This is a genomic window from Methanosarcina sp. Kolksee, assembly GCF_000969945.1.
Classification (GTDB): domain Archaea; phylum Halobacteriota; class Methanosarcinia; order Methanosarcinales; family Methanosarcinaceae; genus Methanosarcina; species Methanosarcina vacuolata.
In genome coordinates this window covers 1,796,083-1,818,653 of sequence record NZ_CP009524.1, presented here as the reverse complement: position 1 = coordinate 1,818,653, position 22,571 = coordinate 1,796,083, and the positions used below count along the sequence as shown (strand labels likewise).

Sequence of the window (22,571 nt, the reverse complement as noted above, 5' to 3'; positions counted from 1 at the left end):
TTAAAAGAGTGCTTTACCCTTCCAGGTACCTTTGCTTGAAACGCAGCCAACTATTTTCCTCGTCTAGAGTCCATGTATCGTACACAGATGTCGCATTAAGGCCGCTATAGTGGTAGAGCGTATAATTACCGCAGTACAACACCCTATCCGGCTTATATGCAGTAACAAAGGCATCAGGCGTATTCGATTGTGAGTCATTATTACGAATAACGAAGTACTCAGTGGGTCTTTCGTCATACCACCTTACACAAGAATTCCACTTATAAGGGATAAAGCCACTATCCGTAAAAATGACTGGACGGACAATCACCTTTTCGTTTGCAAGATATGTAGTTATGCCGGCATCCCAATAGTAAGCATATGCATAGGTAATATTGTTGGATTCCATGTAATCAACAAGTTCATTTACTCTGGCATTCGGTTGAGAATCTAAATTTGTGATAGAAGAAATGTTAGCAGTGGCAGATGATATTAAGAGAATGGCAATGAGGAAAATATACAACTGGTTTTTTGAGTTTGTGAAGAAAGATAAGATCATGAAGACCGAAATGGCTGTGAATCCGAGGTATCTGTAAGTTCCTTCGCTTAAACTAGTGAAAGTAAGGCCGGTGAACATAAGCGCGGCTGATATCGCCATTATGACAGCGAAGCTTTTCATAATATGGTTGGTAGCATGCCCCAGATTCCAAATAGCAATGCAAAGAGCTGTTAAAAAAATCAGCGTAAATAGTATGTCTATCGACGAAGGGGTCTGTCCTCCAGTTAGTACATGATATAAGCCTGTGTTCAAATACAGTGACAATTGACGGAAAATTTCGAAAGCGTTGGAGAATATGCTAGCCTGGTTCTGAACAGCGAACGGATTAGGTACAAGGTAGTCAATAAACAGGGATTTAATGACAGAGACAAGCCCAGCGAGAAGCGTCCATGATATAACCCACATATTTAGATTCCTGGATCTGTCCTGATTAACTAGAAAATAAGCAGCAAGAAATGGCAAAACGAACCATGCGACCACGATGGTATCAGATAGAACCACCAGCGCTATTAAAACTGTGATTAAACTAAGCTGTAATGTACTGGCCTTTTTTAGGTATAACACGAAAAGTAATAGGATGCCTGTAAAGAATAGAGTACCAGTGTGAGTCAAAGCTTGGGCGTAAACATTTTCGTAAGCTGTCATATTTACATTAGCTAGCATAGCAGCAAAAACAAGGGATGGGATAAGTCCTTTATTTGTGATTTTATAAACAAGAACAGAGAATATTGCCAGAACACCAATAAAAATTATAAAAACCGTCAGCCGCAACACCATTGGGTCATAGTTGGTAATTCTCTGCAGGACCAGGTGAAAAGGTATCAATTCAGTAAAATAGTATGGATCTAGAGAAGGCAGATAAATGCCTGAGAGCAAATAGTTATGATGTTTCCAGAACTCCATCGCTATGAGGCCAGCATTAGTATTGTCGCTATTCAGACGAAGATGTAGTGTAACAAGTAGCTTGCAGACTAATCCCTCGGTGATTAGCACGAGTAAAGCGACAACTGGCAGCTTCTTCATTAATAGATCTTCTCTGTCCACAATAACATCCCAATTTTTTAATTAGCCTGCATCTAAAACAATTGACTTCTTTGATTTTTAGTTACTGATTGCTTTTTTATTATCCTTAGTTATTTATTGAATTTGTCGTTTTCATTAAAATCAATATCAGCAAACATGCCTTGCTTAGAATCAATATCAAAAAACATGCCTTGCTTAGAATCAATATCAGCAAACATACCTTGCTTAGAATCAATATCAACAAACATGCCTTGCTTAGAATCAGTATCAACAAACGTGCCTTGCTTAGAATCAGTATCAACAAACATGCTTTTACTTAATGAATAATTACTATAAGTTTTTAGTTTCCATGTAGTATGCCTGTTCACCAGGTAATTCCAGAAAAAAACAATTAATATTCCTATGAGGTTCGAAACAAGATAATAAATTCCAAAAAAGTCTGTTAAAGTGTATAATATTCCTATATTAGTTATAAGCCCTATAATTGAAACACACTGGAAAGAAAAAAACCGCTTAAGACGATTCTGTGTAAACGAATTTACTTCATCCTTTAGATCAAATGTCCAGTAATCATTCAGAAAAAAATTATTTAAAATAGCTATTTCGATTGCTACTACACTGGCTGTGATATAATAAAGACCCAGATATTCGGTAAATAAATACAGAAAACCTACGTTGACCAAAACTCCAGAAAATCCAACAAAGCCGAATTTTGCCATTTTTTTCCATTCGTTCCAGATCTGGTTATTGCGGGAAGTCAGAGAATATTCAGCGAGACTTAAAATCTGTTTTGCATAATCGCTTATTATGCAGAAAGTAAGCTTACTCTCTCCATTCTGTCTGTCCGTAAATGTAAACGGGATCTCGACGATTGATTTCCATTGCCCTTTGCCAAGAACTTCCATAAGGATCTTATACCCTCGGGGATGAAGTTGAACTCCAGAAATCACTTCTTTTCTAAGAGCAAAAAATCCGCTTACAGGGTCTGTAATTTCAGGAAATAGTATCCTTCCCAGGCCTGTTGCCCCAAGAGAGAGAACCCGACGCTTAAGGGGCCACTGCTGAATTTTTCCCCCATGGATATATCGACTTCCTATGACAACATCGGCTCCTTTTTTTATTTCTCCGTAAAAAAGGGGAATTAACATCGGGGGATGGGAAAAATCGGCGTCTATTACTATAAAAATATCCGAATTCGCCTGTTTGAAACCTTCTATTACGGATTGCGAGAGTCCATGGTCTTCATGCCTGACAATAATCTTCAGATTATTGTATTTCAATGTGAGATTCTGAACAATTTCGATAGTCTTATCCCGAGATTCGTCATCAACAACCAGAATCCCACCACGAATATTATTTGCTAAAAGAGTTGAATTCACAGCCTCGATGATGTCAGCAATATTGGCCTCTTCGTTAAAAGTAGGTATAATTACTGTTATTTCATACTGAGCGTCCATTTTAACTCCAGATTGGATACTTTAAGGGTTAAAATAATTATCAAGACCAAAATAATAAAACTTTTGTATGATTTTTCGAGAATTGCATATTATTTTATAACTGTCTATTTTCCATTGTTGCTTGCATGTGAACTTACTGCTCCAGTTGTCACTCTAGCAATAAAGCAGACTGTGAGTAGAATTTCTAATACATTTTTTATTTTTTTATTGTAACAATACTATTCTATAAAGATTTTTTTGTCAGTCCGCGTGTATTATTAAAAACATATGCATAAGGCTCTTTTCACATTTATCTCAAATAAGACAAATGTACTTGCTTTTTCGGAATTGATCAACAATTCACGTACACGACCGACTTTTGTTGATCAGTTTAAGACTAAGTTTAGAACTATGCAGTTGAAAAAGAAAGTGCAGTTACCAGTGATTTTTGTTAGTTCAATTGCATAAACCATATTTTTGATTAACTTAGTCACCTATTTTGATTAACTTAGAGTTTATCCGAAAAGTCAGCAATGAATGTTGAAAAATCACAGAAGGTCTATATTTTTGGAGTAACCATTCAGGTTTTAGATATTGTGAAAGTTACAGCATGCCATTTTTGGACAGGCTCTTAGTCCTTGGCTCTTAGTCCTTGATTCTGTGTCAACAATTCCTAAATTAGCTAAATAAAATATAATCATACTTGTATAATTGAAGCTTTATGGCAGTCTTCTTTTTTAACATACTTTAGTTGAGATTTAATCTCTAAAAAAAGTAATTATAATCCATTTGATACTTATTAAGGTTAATTAAGAACTTATAAGCTAAAAAGAAGTCATATATTGTTTGTATTTTTGTAATGAAGTCCGTTTCTTACTTTGAGGCAAGTAGCGTCAACAAACAAGGAAGGAATTTCATGCTCAATTGGCTTTGAAAGAAATTCTTCACCTTTTTTGATGACATCATCAAGGTTTCGACACGTCAACATTGATCCATTTGCATTCGTCTCCAGAGCACGTACCTGACGAAGTCTATCATTGCCTTTTCCATAACGTTCAATACCGTGGCTTTTGACCAAAACACACATGATATTCTTTGAATAACATGCGTAAACAATGAAAATGCTTGCAGATGGCAGCATTTTCATGCTAAACAGCTTATGGCAGTTTGAAATCACTTCCTGTAAAGCGAATTCGAGGAATCTTCCTTCATCTTCTCTGCAGCATAGCTACACTTCATGAGACAAAACTGCCTCATGGACGTGCTTTCGTGGCGCGCAGTCAGCATCCTTTCGGATAGGATAAAATTAGAACCCTTATTCATTCCGTTACAGAATGGATTTCGCTTTTTACTGAATCCTCTGCCCTCAACGCCATCGTCATCCCTAACGAGAATCATACTCGTAATGGGAGTATTTATAAAACAGCCCTTTTGGTTACAAGCATTAATTTGCAACCGTTGCGCTGGTTTATCACGCCTGAGGGGAGGATGTGGACAAGGCACTTAAATTCAAATATTTATTCAAACATTTCGCAGTTTTCGACTAAGTAGTGTTTTTTGCTTAAGGTTTTTTTGAAAAAGCTTGCGGGGAAGCAATTTATTCAAAAGGCTGGAACTAACAACTGACTTCATACGTGGTTTCAAGGACTTCCTGGGCAATCTGGATAAGCCTGAACCAGGTATTCAGAGCTGAACGCAGGGAAACCACATCTTCAGCTTTTACGCTGAGTACCAGCTTATTTGCATCTTCAAGAGACAGGCCTATTGCAGACCTTTGTGAAAAATTGTCATCGAGTTCGGGCAGGAGAGACCTGTAAATCGTTTCTGCAGCTTCAGTTTCAAAAGTAAATTCTGCGAAAAGTTTCAAGGGATTACCTCTAATAATTTTTAAATTTGTTTGAAGTAAGTAAGGGAAAATCGGTTTCCAATTTCCTATGAGAATTGTCTCAAGATTCTTATCATAAAAATTCTTATCATAAAAATTCTTATCATAAAATTTCTTATCATAAAAATTCATATCATAAAGATTCTTATCATAAAAAATCAATTTATAAAAATCGGCTTTAAATATAAGGGTTTGGAAAAAGTTTGGAGGTCAGTACTTTTTAAAACCTTTGAGATTAAGCTTAAAAAGGGACTTTCCACTGCCCATAAAATCAATATCTTTTTCCCCAATCGATATTAAGATGGAACTGGGAAGAAGTTGATCGATTTTATCGCTCTCAACCCTTTGAAAATGGAAAAAAGCCTCAAAGGCGTCCGCAATCTCTCCCTGGCCTGTAAGCCTGGGCTCGATATCGGGAAACCAGTAGGAATCAAGTTCCTTGGAGTACCAGTCCGTAAACCTGAGTGAAAAAAGGAGCTTTCCGACTTCATCGTAAAAGCTGAGTTCCCCGGGATTTCCATGGTACTCTCCTACAACTATGAGAGGGCCGCCCTCCGCAAACTCCAGAAGCTCCTGCATGCCCATTTTTCCGCGCGTTATACATCTGCCAGCCATAAACCGCGAAAGCAACTTGCAAAGTGCCCTGGTTCTTGCAGAAGGTTTTCGAGAAGAAGTAACCAGCATACTTCCCCTGATAAGTTAGAAGTATATATTACTTTCTCTCCATGGTTCTGGAAAGCGTGTAGGCCGAAATCAAAGAATCAAATCTGGATTTTTTTCTTAAAGAATATTTTCTGTATGATTCTGCATCGGTGAATTCTGGATTGAAGAATAGATTTCCTGTACGCCTTGTAGAATTTTGGCTCTTCGTTATTCCCTATGGATAAGATGATTTTTAATTCAAGAACGGATTGGTTTTTATGAGAATATTATGAGGATCTCCACACAAAACAAAGAAGAACTCTATCAAATAATTCTGAACCTTTTACTTATTCTGATTTCATGATAGCCGCAGTTTCTGCATTTAAAATACCTGATTTTCTTTTTGAAAATGTAATTTAATACATCAATGTTTCTATATTCTTCTAGTGCATGTTCTTCCCCGCATTCCTCACAGGTGTCTTCTTTTAAATTATCTTGCCTTTTCTCGTGATGGTGATCTATGTATTGAGGTTCGACTTTTATATTTTCACGCCCACAATTTATGCAGCGCCAGTATTGTGTAAGGGTTTTTGTATAGGCATCGATTTTGCTTTCTTCTTTCACGAGTGGAACCTGAAATTCCTCAAAAACTAAATGCTTCCTGCATTTCTCGCAGTATGAATCCATACAATAGTTCGTTATTGCCCTGTAATAACCAAACATATAAAGGAAAACGATTTCTGACACAATTGTTAGGAATCTTCCGGCTGATAACAGAAAGCTTTCGGATTTTGTAGATGGCTGAGCAGGGAAAAACATCAAAAACAGGAATAACAGTATTGAAATAAGAAGGAGTTTTGAGAATAACCTGGCTCTTTTTTGAATTCCTTCTACTCCAAGCTTATTTGCCAGATTGAAAGCTTCTTCACTGCTCTCAGGGCTATATCTTGGATTCAATTTCTGGGTCATTTCCACGGTGTCATTCTCAGGGTCTATTTTGTACAGGACGCCTTCATAAAAAGCCTGATATGAGCCTGATGGAAACCTTATCCGTTTGTCTTTTGTCAATAGATCAGCGGCTCGTTTCTGTTTAGGTTAGCTATTATTCGTAAGTAATTTTATATCACAAGGCATAATAAATGTTTTTCCAGCAGAGCTGTGGCTCTGCAGCCTGAGTTCCGTCTGGGGAGGATGAGGCACTTTTTGCTGTCCGAATTCCATCCAGGAGGAGCAAAGTTTTAACTACGCTACGCTTTGCTCAGGAGGGCTGAGTTACAGTTAAAATACTGAGCTACATTCAAGAAGGGCTGACTTATTATAAAGTAGTATTACTTTTACTCAACCGGACCGGTTTTAAAGATCTTGTCATCAGGTTATCAGATGTGAAAGTTTTTGAAATTCACTCAAAACAGGCTTTATATTCCGAGTTTTTCTCAGGCTCAGAGAAAACTGGAGTCCTTCTAGGATTTACTTCGCAACCACAAAATCACAATATTCTTTCCGGTCTTTTCTGCTCTACTAAACAGGGCTTAGAAAACCCATTTTGTAGTTAACTTAGAACTCTAACAACAAAAACTTACAATTGTCATGAGGTACTTCCGGGAGAAACAAGTAGACTTAAATTATATATATCATGAGGTAGACTAGGATGTGGGCATCTGGAAAGGTCAGATAAGACCTTTTAACTTTTTTAATAACCCCCAACACCCCCCACTCCCCAATATCCAGATGCCCAATTTCCATATAATCAGTTTTCTTGAGACTTTTTATTATTTTCTGGTCGTTAGATTTTCTCTCTAAATAGTACAAAACAATAAAATTTTAATTATATTGTTTTATCCCAAAATAATTTCGCTTTTTTAATATTTTTTATTTTAATCATACATCATATACAGTTGACCCACTATTTTACTCCAATTTCGAACTTGTTTCATTTTACATGATTAGTCCACAATACCAAAATGGAATTTTACTTACTCAACGTTTAACTCTTTGCGTCGCCTGATGTTGTATTGGGCATAAAACGTTTAAAGGATTTTGGATCTGCGAAATTATTTCAGGATACAACAAAATTTTAATTATATTGAGATAATTTTTTTATTTAGGGGAAAAGGAAAAATCGTATGGCAAAAGGAAAAATCGCAATAGATAAGTCAATGGTAAAAACGGTTGTTGACAGCAAAATAATAATTCCTTTGTCAAGGGTTTTGGTTGGAAATCAATAATACTCTATGTTCTCCATATCATATCCTATTCTCCATATCATATCCTAATCATTGTGATGACTGTGGCAGTAAATTACATGTAAACTCTCACTGCACTCGTTTTATTTTGTCAAGTCACGGCACTATAGTTCGCAATGTTACCTCTTGACTTTGACAGTAAATAAAAATAAGTGCTCTTTATCTTGTGTTACTCGATACAATGCACATCACAAAACAGAGAGCCTTCCCACAATTCCTAACAAGAGTATATATCTTCTGTCAAGGCCGGTGAAGTATCCACAAGGCTTTTGCATCAGTGAAATCTCCAGACAAACAGGTTTTGACAGGAAAACTGTGAGGAAATATCTTCGGCTGAAAACCCTGCCTGAACCCCAGAAAGGTCCTAGAAGAAAGAGCAAGCTTGACCCTCACAAATCCTATATTATTGATAAACTCAGAGAAAGTCATTATAAAGCTCTTTTATAGGGAAATCAAAGAAATGGGTTTTGATGGAGGGAAAAACATCGGTAAGGACTTCATAAAAAAGTCCAGCCAAAAAAGGAGTAACTGCAGTACTTTGCTACGACAAAAACAGGTGTACAGGGTCAGGTAACTGTGGCCTCTTTACATGAAATCGATACTCTGTTCCATCTCACAACTCATTGAAATATATTACAAACGTTGAGATATTGCTGCAATTTGTCATGTTTCCTCACTTAACCAAAGACGCATGGAAGAGGATATGCTTTTTAGATATTTATTATTTAATTTTTAATAAAACATTTAATAATAATGTGTAAAACTATGATATTTACAATAAAAAAGTTTCAAAAAATATTCAAATTATGTCCAGCGCAGGTGGGGCACAAAAACCGATATATCAGAGAAAGAACAATATTATATACGCAAAAAACTGGATTTGAATTAATATAATATTGTTTATGGATATCAATTTTTTCGTGTCCATCCCCCTCACAACGAATAAATTTAAAAATCTATATATAGATCTATAACTTACATAGTTTACTACATCAGTAAAGGTGGTAATTAATGGTATCCATCCGAGCTAAAATTAAATCCAGGTTAGAGAAATTTCTAGAAGTTGATTCCAGTGGATATCGAAGGGCAATCCTGTGCATTTTTATCAAGGTAAAAAAAGCGACTATTGACGAGCTGCATGAAATGCTTACAAGTAAGTATAATGTATCTCGAAATACGGTTGCATCCATGGTAGGATATATCCATTCGAAGCTTGGAATTCTAAGAGCGCATAAAGAATCCTATAAAACCCCTATGGTTTACCTTTTGAGAGAAGAATATGTAGATCTGCTGATGAAGATTGTAACTTCACCTAAAGAATCTGCTGAATTCACGGCTTGATAAATTTACTATTACACCCTAAAATGTCTGATGGACGATGTCACTCGTTAAAAACGCACCCAGAACAGCAACTACTATTGTCGTAAGATCGGATTCCAATTCTCGAATAAGCCATTCAAGGGACCCATACTACACCCTTATGCGACGCATTTTTCAAGAAGATGCCACTGCAGTAAGAGGTCAAAAGTTCCTAACTCTAGTAGAAGAGCGTCAGGCTGCTGGAAGTGCTATCCGGACTGATGAATGGAAAAACCTTCTTGAAGAACTTCAGATAGGGCGTGCCTCATTTTATGCGATGCGTAACAAGTTGCTTGGAGCCGGGTTGATTTCGATAAAAGATAAGGAGTACAGGCTTTCAGGCCAGTTCTCAAAGGATCTTTTAGATATGGCTCGCTGGTGGTGGACCGCAGTTCTCAACCAGTCTGAAGAGAGCCTTTAAAGGAATAATTCCTCTTTTTCATTTGACTTTAAAAAATCTCATTTTAACATCTCATTTTAACATCTCATTTTAACATCTCATTTTAACATCTCATTTTAACACTTCATCTCAACATTTCATCTCAACATTTCATCTCAACATTTCATCTCAACATTTCATCTCAACATTTCATCTCAACATTTCATCTCAACATTTCATCTCAACATTTCATCTTAACATTTCATTTTAATATTTACAAGCACTTCAGCCGAAAGGTATTTATATAAAATCTTCCTTTAGAAGATACGCTTCAGGGCGAAAGAAATGCGTCCCACAGCGAAAAATCATCGAAGCCCGGTAGTGTAGTGGTCAATCATGCGGGACTCTGGATCCTGCAACCTCGGTTCGAATCCGTGCCGGGCTATACTCACTAAATAAGTAAATCTATTTTTCCGCTATGATGTAAAAAATTTTTCTAAATTTAGTATCTATCTATTTTTATAAACAAATGAATAATTAGGAAGCCGATCTTTCTTTGTCTTTGAATAATGATTCCTGGGTATCCTCTTCAAATTCAATAGAGAGTTCCAACTTTTGTAGAATTTTCTTCTCAAAACGAACATGATATTCTTTGAATAACATGCACAAAGAAATGAAAATGCCTGCAGATGGCACATTTTCATGCCAAACAAAAGGAAAGTTCCCTCGAAATAGAGTTTTTCCTTGGGATTCTGTGTTCTTCCCAAAAGCTCTTTAGTTAAAAGCCCCTCTTTTTATTATAATTTTGAAAATGCAGGAAAAGCATGACTGAAGAACGCCCAATTATCGAGCTTAAAAACCTGACAAAAATATATAAAAACGGAATGGAATTTCGCGCCCTCGACAATGCAAACTTGAAAATTAAGAAAGGAGAATTCGTGGCAATTGTAGGACCATCGGGTTCGGGAAAAAGCACACTTATGCACATGATAGGCCTGCTGGACACCCCAAGTTCTGGGACGCTCTTAATCGATGGTAAAGACGTAACAAATATGTCGGATAAGGAACGTTCTGAGATGCGAAACAGAATGCTTGGTTTTGTCTTCCAGTACCATCACCTGCTCCCGGATTTTACGGCTATGGAAAATGTAATAATGCCGCTCTTGATTGCGGGAAAAAGCAGGAAAGAAGCACAGGAAATTGCTGAAAACCTCCTTAAAGAGGTAGGACTTGAAGACCGGATGGATCACAAGCCCGGTGAACTTTCAGGAGGGCAGAACCAGAGAGTTGCAGTAGCAAGGGCACTTAGCTGTTCTCCTGCAATCGTGCTTGGTGACGAGCCCACAGGCAACCTTGATACAAAAACGGGTGATCTTATCTATGACCTGCTCAGACGACTGAACAGGGAGTATAATCAGACTTTTATTGTGGTTACTCATAATGAGAACCTGGCATCAAAAGCTGATAGGGTTATCAGGCTTGTGGACGGAAAAATCACAGATCAGTGAGGATAAAAAGATGGAATATGCAACAGGAAGAATAGGTAGAGTATTTACCGTAAGGATCGATTCTGGAGACGACCTGATTCTGGAACTGATTAAACTTGCTGAACTGGAGCGCATCGAATCTGCTGTTTTTGTGTTGATAGGCGCATTAAAAGAAGCAAAACTTGTCACAGGCCCTAAAGAAAGTATAATCCCTCCAGAACCTGTATGGTCCGGCTTTGACAATGCACACGAGATTCTGGGAATTGGAGATATTTTTTTAATGGAAGGAAAGCCTAAGATCCATCTGCATGCAGGTGCAGGCAGGGGAGACAATGTAAAACTTGGGTGCTTGAGAGGAGAAAGCGAAGTTTTTATGGTAATTGAGGCTTTTGTCTTCGAACTAGAGGGATTTTCTGCCAGAAGAATTACAGATCAGGAACAGAGTTTTGCCCCAGTAGTTTTTGAGCAAGTTTTAGATATGAAATGACGTTCTGGTAGAACAAGAGTTAATAAAGACTCAAAAGTTTGAGTAGGAAGGTAAGAAGTAAGAATATAGTCCTGCAAAATTGTCTGGCAGTCTTCTTCAAATTCAATTTTGCAATGTATTCTCCAGTTCCCGAAGCCTTTTGAGTGCAATTATTTTTTCTTTATTATCTTTTAAAAACTCTTCTTCAAGGACCGTTACAATTTGTGAAAAGGGCAAAGTTAACTGGTAGTACTTCACAGGTCTGCCTTTTCCTTTATTCTTTTTTTCAGACCTTTCTTCCACCCAGCCTCTATCCCGTAGGGGGCGCATGGCTACACTTACTTCCGGTTGTCTAAGCCCTGATACAAGTTCAATATGAAGAGACCTGAGTTCACTGCAATCTTTTAGACACACGATTGCGGTGGCCTCTGTCCTCGGGAGTCCCAGGCTCTGGAGCATGTCAATGATTGAATACTCTTTTTCGGTTAAATTAACTGGAGAATCGTCGGTCATCGAATGTGAATAATACTTTCAGGTTTATATATTTTATGTAGATAAAATTGTTTTTTTAAATAAATTGAGTATTGTTAAGGAGTTAATTGGCTATCAAACCGTGTTAATACCTTTTTTTGGAAAGTTTTAGTATAAATACTAATATTAGCAAATCTCTGGAAAAAAAACGGTTTTGTAAAAACTGGCTTTGTGATCCTGACCAAAACCTTTAAAGCTAGTGCCTACAGGAAAATGGACATTCCTTGATACTCAGGAAGCCTGAGTTAAGGGTTACAAAATAAGAAAATCTCTTGCAAATGCTCCAAGGATAATATTCCGGAACTAACACAGCTAAGGATGCAGATACTCGAGGCAAAAGTATTTCTGAATTCGGAAATTCAACATATAGCCTTCATTTGTTAATAGGGTTTCCTATGAGACAATAGCGTAAAACTTAATTAAAATTATTTCCGTTAACCGGATAAAGAATTAAATACAATTCGGACATCTAACGGTTAGGTTAAGATTAAGCTTTGAATTAAGATTAAGCTTTAAATTAAGGTTAAGCTTCGAATTAAGATTAAGCTTTGAATTAAGATTAAGTTTCGAATTAAGATTAAGTTTCGAATTAAGATTAAGCTTCAAAATTAAGGATAAGCTTTGAATTAAGATTAAGCTTCAAAATTAAGACAAGCTTCAAAATTAAAGATAAGCTTTGAATTAAGACTAAGCTTTGAATTAAGACTAGCTTTGAATTAAGACTAAGCTTTGAATTAAGACTAAGCTTTGAATTAAGACTAAGCTTTGAATTAAGACTAAGCTTTGAATTAAGACTAGCTTTGAATTAAGGATAAGCTTTGAATTAGTTAAGCTTCAAAATTAAGGATAAGCTTTGAATTAAGGTTAAGCTTCAAATAACAGAATATATCTATAGATAGATCAGAGATTAAAAAGGGTGAAATAATGTCGTATATCGGTCTACAGCAGGATTCTGGAGAATATAAAATCCAAAAGATACATGCTCGGGAGATCCTGGATTCAAGGGGAAATCCCACTGTTGAAGTTGATGTGTTTACGCCAAAAGGATTTGGCAGAGCCGGTGTTCCTTCAGGGGCTTCTACTGGTACGAACGAGGCCCTTGAACTGCGGGATGCAGACCCTAATAGATATGGAGGAAAAGGAGTTCTCACTGCAGTAAAGAATGTGAACACCATCATCCAGAAGGAATTGCTGGGGCTTGATGTGCGAAACCAGCGAGAAATCGATGAGTTAATGATCGAGCTCGATGAGACCGATAACAAATCAAACCTTGGGGCGAATGCAATTCTTGGGGTATCCATGGCTGTTGCAAGAGCTGCTGCAGATTCCCTCAATGTTCCTCTCTACCGCTATTTGGGAGGCTCAAATGCATTTACTCTTCCGGTGCCCACAATGAATGTCCTTAACGGGGGCAAGCATGCAGGCAATGATCTTGCAATCCAGGAGTTCATGATTCAGCCCAAAGGCGCAGAAACCTTTTATGAAGCTCTCCAGATAGGAGCCGAAATCTATCATGTTCTTGGAAAATTACTGGAAAAGAAATATGGTCGGTCTTCTACTAATGTGGGCTATGAAGGAGGATATGCTCCCAAGATGAGTGAGTCAACCGAAGCCCTTGACGCCCTTGCCCAGGCTATTGAGGAAGCAGGCTACACTGACACCGAGGTTACAATTGGGCTTGATGCTGCAGCCTCCGAGTTTTACGAAGATGAGGCCTATGCAATCGATGGCAAGAAACTCTCTGCTCCCGAACTGATGGACTACTACGTCGAACTTGTGAACTCCTATCCTATCCTTTCCATTGAAGACCCCTTCTATGAGGAAGCCTTTGAGGACTTCGAAGCCCTGACCAATGAGCTCTGGGACACAATTATTGTTGGTGATGACCTCTTTGTCACAAACATTGAGAGGCTTTCAAAAGGCGTTGACATGGGAGCAGCAAATGCACTTCTCTTAAAGGTCAACCAGATCGGGACTATTTCCGAAGCTTTTGATGCCGCAAATATGGCTTCCAGAAACGGCTATACAGTAATAGTAAGCCACCGCTCTGCCGAAACCGAAGACACAACAATTGCGGACATCTCGGTAGCTATCGGAGCAGAAATGATCAAGACAGGAGCCCCGGCCCGTGGAGAAAGGACTGCTAAATATAACCAGCTTCTCAGGATCGAGGAAGACCTGGGTGAAGTTGCACATTACGTGCAGCTCTAACCCTTTTAATTTTTCATTTTAAAATAGTTTTAGCTTTCTTTTTTTGTTTTAAAAATTCATTTCATAAATCACACTTATCCCTTACAACCATAACCGGAACCTTTGAGTGACGGACCAGATTTTCTGCGACACTGCCAAGAAGCAGCCTGTTCAGTCCTGTCTTTCCAAGTGTGCCCATAACAACAATATCCATTTCTTCCTCTTCGGCATACTGGATAAGCTCTTCTGAAGGATTGCCGTCAAGAAGGACGGGCTCCACATTGACTCCTTTCTTCTCTCCCAGGCTTTTTACAGAATTTACAGCTTGTTGCCCCTGTTTTTCCCATGCTTCATGTACCGATTCCCAGTAAGGGTCAACACTCGTAGGAAAGGTATCCCCATTGATAGGAGCCAGGTAGGCTGTTGACACTACATAGACTGCATAAACCTTTCCTCCACTCAACCGAGCAAGCTCAATTCCTTTTTCAGCAACCAGCCATGAGCAGGGTGAGCCGTCGGTTGCAACCATTATTTTCTTAAAATTAATAGCTTCCATATAGAACCGTATTAAAATACGTGGATTTCCTAAATTAGATTTTTGGAATGCTGCAGGAAAAAGCTGTAAAACCTGAAAAGCTGAATGCCTTTTTCAAGCCTGCAAGCTTCTTGAACTCTTAGATTACCAGAGCCAATTTGAAATCTTCAAGGGGATTTTAAACTGGAAAGCAGACCTGACCCAACATAGAAACAGCAAAAAAAGAAATGCTGGCTCTTTGCGATTTTTCATAGATAATTTAATATAAATTTATCCCAATATTATAATAATAGGGGTATATAAAGTGTCAGAATATTGGGAGAATGAACAATTAGCAGAAATGGAAAAAAAATCTTTTTCGAATAAGGGCTTTAACTTGAATAACATTTCCTTATTGTGCTCCATATGGTCCACATGGAAAGCAACCTCACTTATAATTTTTCTCTTAGGGTACAACCCCTACTTTTTTCTAGTGGCCTAATATCCGTGTACGCAAAAAACCATTTCTGATCAATTTATATCTGTTCCGGTTTACTTTCAGAAAGATCAGGAGAAGGCAAGTCAATCGAAGCTCTAAAAACCGATATTTTTGAAGGGCGTATTTTTAGTCCTTAAACGAGTTCAGATTGTCTCACAGGAAGAACAAGTATAAGCCTATTTTCAGCCAGGGCAGCCCTGTTTTACCTAAAATGGTTTCGCTGTTTTAATTTCTTTTATTTCAGTTATATATCGTGTACAAATGACTCACCATTTTATTCAACTTCGAAATTGGTTCATTTTACATGATCATTCTATAGTATCAAAATGAAATTGTGTTTTATCCCAAAATTGTTTCTGGATAGCCTTATATAGTAAAATTGAAATATCTTTACTTTTGGAATTTTAAAATTATTTAAAAAAAGTCAACGTTTTCTGATAAACATTCCGAAACTTAAAGAACCAAAAACAGAAGGGATATTACAACAGGTATGAAAAAATATGGAAACAACATTCGATCCGGAGAATATAACTGGGCTTTCAGACGAAGAGGCTGCTGCGATACTTAAGAACGAAGGCTATAACGAGCTGCCGTCCCAGAAGAAACAGAGCCCTTTTTCTATCTTTCTAAATGTTCTTAAAGAACCGATGTTGCTTCTCCTTTTAATTGCAGGTACGATTTATCTATTCCTTGGGGAAGTTAGAGATGCTCTTATACTGCTAGTTTTCGTTTTTGTGGTCGTGGGTATAACATTTAACCAGGAAATAAAGACCGAAAGAGCATTGGAAGCTTTAAAAAATCTTTCAAGCCCAAGAGCTCTTGTGATAAGAAACGGGGAACAGAAAAGAATTCCAGGGAGAGAAGTCGTTAAAGGAGACATTATAATTTTAAGAGAAGGAGATCGTATACCGGCAGATGGAGTTGTGCTTTCCAGTACAAATCTTCTGGTGGACGAATCCTTACTCACAGGCGAGTCACTGGCTGTTCGAAAATGCGAATTTGCTGGCTTAACTCACTCCTTAAAACCTGAACAGCCAGGAGGAGACGATCTTCCATTTGTATATTCAGGAACACTGGTAATTCAGGGTCATGGAGTATCCCAGGTAAGAGAAACCGGAATACATACTGAAATGGGAAAAATCGGAAAAGCTCTGGGGACGATAGCCGAAGAAGACTCTCTACTCAAAAAAGAAACTGCCCAAATTATTAAGACTTTTGCGGTTTTTGGAGGAATACTCTGCGCAGTTGTAGTTGTCGTCTACGGTTTGACCAGAGGAGATTGGCTTCACGGTTTGCTTGCAGGACTGAGTTTGAGCATGGCCCTTCTTCCCGAAGAGTTCTCAGTAGTTTTACTGATATTCCTGAGTATGGGAGCCTGGAGACTGTCAAAAAGAAATGTGTTAGTACGACGGATGCCTGCAATTGAGACGCTTGGGGCTTCAACCGTACTTTGCGTGGATAAAACAGGGACTTTAACCTTAAACCGGATGATTCTGAACTCCTTATTTTCGAAGGGTGAATATTGTGAACTCGAGAAAAATAAATGCCTGTTTGAGAAGTTCCATGAATTGCTTGAGTTTGGATACCTGGCAAGCCAGCGAGATCCTTTTGATCCTCTTGAGAAAGAGATAAAAAGAAACACTGAAAAATTCCTTATTAATACCGAACATATCCATGAAGAGTGGAAAACTGTTAGGGAGTATCCTCTCTCAAAAAACCTGCTTGCGCTTTCAAACGTATGGAAATCCCCAGGCTCCGGACAATACGTTATTGCTACAAAAGGTGCACCAGAAGCAATTTTTGACCTGTGCCATCTGAGTGAATCCGAGAAAGAAGAGTTATCGGCTCATGTTCAGGAGATGGCAAACAGGGGTTTGAGGCTTCTTGGTGTAGCTAAAGCCAGTTTTCAGGATGACTCTTTGCCTGAAAAACAGCACGATTTTGAATTCGAGTTTATAGGACTGCTTGGGTTTGTCGATCCTGTCCGGCAATCCGTTGCCCAATCAATAAAGGAGTGTTATAAAGCCGGAATCAGAGTCATTATGATTACCGGAGACTATCCAGGTACAGCTCAGCATATTGCCAGGCAGATAGGCCTCGAAAACCCAGATAAATATATTACTGGCCCTGAACTGGCAAATATGGATCAACAGGAGCTTGCAGAGAAGATAAAAGTAACAAACATTTTCGCCAGGGTTGTACCAGAACAAAAACTGACAATTGTAAATGCTTTAAAACAAAACGGGGAAGTTGTTGCAATGACAGGAGATGGGGTTAACGATGCTCCTGCCCTGAAATCTGCCCATATTGGAATTGCGATGGGAGAAAGAGGCACGGATGTAGCTCGTGAGTCTGCATCAATCGTCCTTCTGAACGACGATTTCTTCTCCATAGTTGCAGCTGTCAGGCTTGGAAGGCGTATTTTCGATAATCTCAAGAAGGCAATAGGTTACATATTTTCAGTCCACATGCCCATTGCAGGACTAGCCCTGTTTCCGATATTATTTAATTTGCCCCTTGTACTTTTGCCTGCACACATAGCATTTCTTGAACTGATAATTGACCCTGCCTGTTCAACAGTCTTTGAGGCTGAACCTGAAGAGAAAAATATAATGAACAGATCGCCTCGAAATTTGCAGGAAAGACTGTTCGGAAGAAAAAACCTGGTTCTCAGTCTGGTACAGGGAATAAGCATGCTTGTAGGAGTGATTGCTGTTTTCCTGTATGCCCTATATATGGGCAAGGGCGAAGTGGATGCACGCACACTTACCTTTGCGACGCTCGTAATCGCAAACCTTACTTTAATCGTGGCAAACCTTTCCTGGTCGCAGAGCCTTATCAAAACGTTGTCTTCCGAGAACAAAGCCTTGAGATACGTGCTAGCAGGAGCGCTTTCAGGTTTACTTCTGGTTTTGTATGTGCCGGCTTTAAGAAGTATATTCCGTTTCTCACTGCTGCACGGTGATGACTTGCTGATCGTATTTGTTGTAGGGATACTAAGTATTGTGTGGCTCAGATTACTCAAAAGCCAAATAAACAATAATATCTGACAAACCAAATAAGCAATAATATCTGACAGCAAAAGAAGCAATAATATCTGACAAGCAAAATAAAAAAGAATATCTGGCAGCAAAAGAAGCAATAATATCTAACGAGCAAAATAAAAAAAAATATCTAACGAGCAAAATAAGCAATAATATTTGACAAGCAAAATAAAAAATAATATCTGGCAGACTCCCATAAGTAAATTTAAAGTTTGGAGAGCTAAATGGAAAAACTGTTTCTAGAAAAGTGGCTCTGAACTCTTGTGAGGTATGTCCTTGAAGATGGGAACTTTGATAAAAATCATTGTGACCCTTTTACTGCTCGCAGCAGGTGTATATCTCGTCCGCAGTTACTGGATAGAGATCATACCTGTTCTGGAAGAAATGTTGGGAACACTCAGAGAAACAAAGCTACGTTATGTTTTTCTGGCGATCTCGATATACTTGCTGAGTGTATACTTATTTTCAGTCCGCTGGCAGCAGGTTCTCTACTGTATTGGTTACAATCTAAAAGTCACAAGTCTTGTTCCTATTTATTTCGGAGCAGTATTCGTAAATAACGTTACTCCTGGAGGGAACATGGCAACGGGAGAATCCTTCAGAATTCTTTGGGCCAACAAACTTTTTGGGATAAGCTATGTCAACGCTTTTAAAACAGTTTTCTTTGAAAGATTAGTTGAAGTAATTCCTGTTTTTCTCTTATCAATTTATATTCTATATGCATTCCCTTCTTTAGAGATTAGACTCCTGCCTTCAATTGACAATTTAACATTAAAATCAATCCATCTGTTTTTCTTAGTCTTTCTGGCAGCAGGAATAGCAATGTGGTTCTTTCGAGCAAAATTAGCTTCTCTCTTTCGGAACATACAGAAAAATTGGAACCAATTTAAACAAGCTTTTATTCCTGTTCTCCTTTTATCCTGTGGGGTCTGGACCCTTGACGTAATACGCCTCAAACTGGTTGCTTTAGCCCTGAATGTTGAACTCTCTTTAAGCTTGATTGTAACAATTTCAGTCTTGACTTTCATTCTAGGAGCCCTACCATTGACCCCAGGAGGCCTCGGGATAATTGAAGGGGGCCTGATCTCTTTACTTCTGTACTTTGGCTTGTCCCTCGCATCTGCAAGCAGTTTCGTATTTTTAGAGCGTTTTATTTCTTATGGTCTCAGCAGCGTAATAGGATTTATTTACTTATCCTATTATGGAGGATTTAAGATCTGGAACAAATTAAAAGAAGAAAAAGAAGAAAAAATACGTTGATTGCAAACGATGTTTTCCAGTGGTTTGCAAAATTAAGTGCTCTACATTAGTCATCGGTTAAGGAATTTTCTTGCCTGAAAGCTATCGATTTTGCATTAGAAACCGGCCTTAAATTTTGGCATATTTATTTACATGAAATCAATACCATGTTCCATCTCACAATCTATTACAACATTTGACAAACGTTGTGGAACTAAAGACAATTTATCACTACTTATCACTTAACCGAAGGCGCATGAAGTGCTCTATGCATGTCTCTTTTAAATGTATGTCTCTTTTAAATTCATGTATCTTTTAAAATGTATGTCTCTTTTAAATTCATGTATCTTTTAAACACAAATTTGAGGAAACGGCTACCTTGATGGGATAGTCGTGAGCATAAATCGTCCCCTGGGGCTGGTATGGAAAGGTATTAATTGGAGAAGTATGAGTAGTAATATGTGGGTAGTATAATTATTACTGAGCCCCTTATAAAACCGTGAGGTGACAATGATGTGTAGTGTTGGAGACTCGTTTGATCTGGATATGGAAGGAAATTTGCCGGTTAAAGACTATGTATGTAAAGACTGTGGGAACAGATTCAAAGGGATTGGCAAAAATGTGACATGCCCTTCCTGCCAGTCTAAAAATGTAGCGGAATCCTGATAATTGACTGAATTTTTTAAATACTTATTTTAACATGAAAGAATCGAACTCTTCTAAAGACATTTCACTGAAGGACAGTGAAATGCTCCTCCTGCGCGGCACAGCAGGAACAGTGGCTATTGTGAAAGCGGGTCCGCGTGGGCAGTTCTTTCTGGAAACCGAGAACGAAGAAATTGTACTCGGACTTGAATCTCATGACCTGATTGTTGCTTCTGCACTATCTGTGGATGAGAAAACTGAAAAAGGGCTTAAATGCGTTCTTTTTATGATCCGGGAAATCAGGTCCCCCTTGATCGTTCTTCCAAAGAACCACCCTGCATCTCCAAGGCTTCCAATTGTAGTGTCGGCCGGGCAAAAAACTGTCTTGAGCTGCAATATCACCCCTGGCACTCACCCGAATCAGGACGTACTTTGCGGTTCAAATGAGTTTGACAGTCTTGAGGTAACGGGAACACTGGAAGGCGTACATATTGAAAATCTTCCAGAGTGTGGGATATTAAAAGTTAACTTTGATATCTGACCCGAATATTTCTATAGATACAAAAAATAGGGTTTTTGAGGCCCTCCGCTTCATATAACCGTTTTGGTTGGCTTTATATAGTGATTTTTGAGCTAGTGACCTTGATCTGTAGTGAGTTTAATTAACTCTCTCCACGCATTTTTTAATATAGCTGGTAGTTATCTTACAAGCCCCAATGGTGTTTATTTTTCGAGTAAATAATGTAATTAAGAGTTTTATGGTAACTCACATTTCGATTTTTGATACTTTTGTATAATTTCAAATCACAAAAGCATAATTATGGCAGTAATCCATTAGCAGAATGGCAATATAAAGTTATTATTAATTCATTTTGGCAGTAAATAGTAATATCAGGTTCGTTGATTCTAACTTAATTTTCTCAAAACTAGCTATTTTTATTTATTGTAAATTATGGTCAAAATTACGTTTCTTTGAAAGAAAAGTCAAATAAGCAATTTTGCGTTTTGGGACCAGCTCAATAAGAATAAGTTAGTTGACCAGTCCTATTGCCTGAAAATTGTGGTAGTTTTTATACTAACCCTCTCCAAATTAGTAATACAATTAAAAAGTATAATAACATTAGGTATTATTAATTTGAAGAATAGTGTTAAATAGGAGTTCACCATATATATCTTTGTTCAAAAGGCAAAGAAAAAACTCCTAAATATATTAATTGAACTTGAGACTGTAAATTCCTCGCCTGTAATAACAAGCAGGTGGGGAGTTCCAGGCCCAGTGACTGAAAACCTATCTGAAAAGTCAACAATGTCATATCGCAAAAGTTATGATAAGTCTATAATGTCCAGGCACTGAGGTGTTATAAATATGCAGAAGACGACATTGCCTGAATGCGTTTATGGTGATCTGAATAAGTTTATATCTACATGTTATTCCAAACATTTACCACACCCTTTACTTATTGCTCAAGCATTTTGTTTGAGGTTCCAGGAGTATGGGAAAAAATATAGTCTTTCTACAATAACTGATAATGTAGAATATATTATAAATAACTATTATTGAGCGGATCCCAAAACGCAAAATTACTTCTCTGAATATTGCATTATGGATTATCAATAGAACTTCTTATCCTGAAAAACGCACATGATATTCTTCGAATAACATGCACAATCAACGAAAGTGCTTGCAGATGGCAGTACTTTCATGTTAAATAATTTTGAAACTCTTACTTATGTGGAAATAAATTTGTTTTGAGATGAAATCATTAAATAATTAGATAGAGTCGTAAAAGTAGCTAATAGTTAGCCATCGAAAGAATTTCAGCGCAAAATTTATTCCCTTCCAAAAAACTCTTCAATTTTTGGGAGTATTTTCATCAAAAATCGGAATTACCTGGAGTTGCAGTGATATTTGACATAAAAGTTCTTTCGCTTACTTTCATTTCTTTGTGCCTGTGGTTATAAGAATTTCATGTGCGTTTTTTATGTAGTTGGAAACCCATTTAATTTGAAGAGGTACCCTTTGGCTCTTCGCCATTCCCTATGGATAAAGATAATTTTCAATTCAAGACCATTGATTTTATGAGGATATTATGAGGATATCCACACAAAATAACGGAGAGCCAAAAATTGTGATTCACAGCCCTTCATCCGGAATGACATTCCGAAGATAACCTGAATGACCAGATAAAAGTGGTCATGACCGGCAGTGCAGCAGAAGACGAAAACCTGCAGCCACATATCCGGAACAAAAGCCGCAGAATGAAATAACCCTTTAGCAACAGGTTTACCCGCGAATTAGATGTACTATATCGATAGACGTTTCTTAAGGAATTTAAATAGCAAGCCATATTTTTGTTTATGAGTGTAAAGAAACAACCACCAGCCAGGACAGGTACCGGCTGATGTCCAGGAATGAATATTCTACCTGTAAAGAGAATGCCGACGTTTAAT

General features: G+C 37.8%; 18 protein-coding genes, 1 tRNA gene and 1 pseudogene. 11 read left to right on the top strand and 9 right to left on the bottom strand.

Going from position 1 to position 22,571, the window contains the following annotated elements; translation table 11 throughout:
* Nucleotides 1–13: 13 nt before the first annotated feature.
* The 7 genes from MSKOL_RS19960 to MSKOL_RS07495 form a co-directional block, all read right to left on the bottom strand.
* Nucleotides 14–943, bottom strand: a complete 930-nt coding sequence (locus tag MSKOL_RS19960; RefSeq protein WP_156150997.1) for a hypothetical protein — start codon at nt 941–943, stop codon at nt 14–16.
* Nucleotides 944–1,671: 728 nt separating this feature from the next.
* Entirely contained in the window at nt 1,672–3,018 is a 1,347-nt protein-coding gene (locus tag MSKOL_RS07515; protein ID WP_082091065.1) for a glycosyltransferase family 2 protein, read from the bottom strand.
* Between the two features lie 814 nt (nt 3,019–3,832).
* Nucleotides 3,833–4,144, bottom strand: a complete 312-nt coding sequence (locus MSKOL_RS21595) for a hypothetical protein (protein ID WP_048154868.1) — start codon at nt 4,142–4,144, stop codon at nt 3,833–3,835.
* A gap of 26 nt (nt 4,145–4,170) precedes the next feature.
* Nucleotides 4,171–4,395: a hypothetical protein gene (locus tag MSKOL_RS19950; protein WP_156150996.1), complete on the bottom strand. Its 225-nt coding sequence runs from the start codon at nt 4,393–4,395 to the stop codon at nt 4,171–4,173.
* Nucleotides 4,396–4,612: 217 nt separating this feature from the next.
* Nucleotides 4,613–4,864, bottom strand: a complete 252-nt coding sequence (locus MSKOL_RS07505; protein WP_048123798.1) for a KEOPS complex subunit Pcc1 — start codon at nt 4,862–4,864, stop codon at nt 4,613–4,615.
* 228 nt (nt 4,865–5,092) lie between these two features.
* Nucleotides 5,093–5,566 carry an rRNA maturation protein gene (locus tag MSKOL_RS07500; RefSeq protein ID WP_048154865.1) on the bottom strand — a complete coding sequence of 158 codons (474 nt, stop codon included), beginning with the start codon at nt 5,564–5,566 and terminating at the stop codon, nt 5,093–5,095.
* A gap of 282 nt (nt 5,567–5,848) precedes the next feature.
* Nucleotides 5,849–6,592 carry a hypothetical protein gene (locus MSKOL_RS07495; RefSeq protein WP_048154862.1) on the bottom strand — a complete coding sequence of 248 codons (744 nt, stop codon included), beginning with the start codon at nt 6,590–6,592 and terminating at the stop codon, nt 5,849–5,851.
* A 1,403-nt stretch (nt 6,593–7,995) separates the two neighbouring features.
* Here MSKOL_RS07495 and MSKOL_RS19940 point away from each other — a divergent pair.
* From MSKOL_RS19940 to MSKOL_RS07460, 6 genes and pseudogenes are all read left to right on the top strand, one after another.
* Nucleotides 7,996–8,367 (top strand): annotated as a pseudogene (locus MSKOL_RS19940) (IS21 family transposase); the annotation flags it as partial.
* Nucleotides 8,368–8,778: 411 nt separating this feature from the next.
* Entirely contained in the window at nt 8,779–9,108 is a 330-nt protein-coding gene (locus MSKOL_RS07480) for a DUF2551 domain-containing protein (RefSeq protein WP_048119936.1), read from the top strand.
* 37 nt (nt 9,109–9,145) lie between these two features.
* On the top strand, nt 9,146–9,547 hold the full coding sequence (locus MSKOL_RS07475) for a hypothetical protein (RefSeq protein WP_048119933.1): 402 nt from the start codon (nt 9,146–9,148) through the stop codon (nt 9,545–9,547).
* Between the two features lie 330 nt (nt 9,548–9,877).
* A tRNA-Gln gene (locus tag MSKOL_RS07470) sits at nt 9,878–9,950 on the top strand.
* Nucleotides 9,951–10,329: 379 nt separating this feature from the next.
* Entirely contained in the window at nt 10,330–11,013 is a 684-nt protein-coding gene (locus MSKOL_RS07465) for an ABC transporter ATP-binding protein (protein ID WP_048119931.1), read from the top strand.
* 10 nt (nt 11,014–11,023) lie between these two features.
* Entirely contained in the window at nt 11,024–11,479 is a 456-nt protein-coding gene (locus MSKOL_RS07460; protein WP_048158222.1) for a PPC domain-containing DNA-binding protein, read from the top strand.
* A 102-nt stretch (nt 11,480–11,581) separates the two neighbouring features.
* On the opposite strand, the gene MSKOL_RS07455 is transcribed toward MSKOL_RS07460, so the two are convergent.
* Nucleotides 11,582–11,971, bottom strand: a complete 390-nt coding sequence (locus MSKOL_RS07455; RefSeq protein ID WP_048119929.1) for a transcriptional regulator — start codon at nt 11,969–11,971, stop codon at nt 11,582–11,584.
* A gap of 942 nt (nt 11,972–12,913) precedes the next feature.
* On the opposite strand from MSKOL_RS07455, the gene eno reads away from it, so the two are divergent.
* Nucleotides 12,914–14,200: a phosphopyruvate hydratase gene (gene eno, locus MSKOL_RS07450; RefSeq protein ID WP_048119928.1), complete on the top strand. Its 1,287-nt coding sequence runs from the start codon at nt 12,914–12,916 to the stop codon at nt 14,198–14,200.
* A 61-nt stretch (nt 14,201–14,261) separates the two neighbouring features.
* On the opposite strand, the gene MSKOL_RS07445 is transcribed toward eno, so the two are convergent.
* Nucleotides 14,262–14,735: a universal stress protein gene (locus tag MSKOL_RS07445; RefSeq protein ID WP_048154852.1), complete on the bottom strand. Its 474-nt coding sequence runs from the start codon at nt 14,733–14,735 to the stop codon at nt 14,262–14,264.
* A 957-nt stretch (nt 14,736–15,692) separates the two neighbouring features.
* Here MSKOL_RS07445 and MSKOL_RS07440 point away from each other — a divergent pair.
* The 4 genes from MSKOL_RS07440 to MSKOL_RS07430 all read left to right on the top strand — a co-directional run bounded on the left by MSKOL_RS07440 (nt 15,693) and on the right by MSKOL_RS07430 (nt 20,661).
* Complete coding sequence (locus MSKOL_RS07440) at nt 15,693–18,242, top strand: cation-translocating P-type ATPase (RefSeq protein ID WP_048154849.1); 2,550 nt, start codon at nt 15,693–15,695, stop codon at nt 18,240–18,242.
* A 264-nt stretch (nt 18,243–18,506) separates the two neighbouring features.
* On the top strand, nt 18,507–19,496 hold the full coding sequence (locus MSKOL_RS07435; protein WP_369799535.1) for a YbhN family protein: 990 nt from the start codon (nt 18,507–18,509) through the stop codon (nt 19,494–19,496).
* Nucleotides 19,497–19,985: 489 nt separating this feature from the next.
* Entirely contained in the window at nt 19,986–20,141 is a 156-nt protein-coding gene (locus MSKOL_RS19935) for a zinc ribbon domain-containing protein (protein ID WP_156150995.1), read from the top strand.
* Nucleotides 20,142–20,175: 34 nt separating this feature from the next.
* The gene (locus tag MSKOL_RS07430) at nt 20,176–20,661 is read left to right on the top strand and encodes a hypothetical protein (protein WP_048154843.1); all 486 of its coding nucleotides are present in this window, start codon (nt 20,176–20,178) and stop codon (nt 20,659–20,661) included.
* Nucleotides 20,662–22,571 lie beyond the last annotated feature (1,910 nt).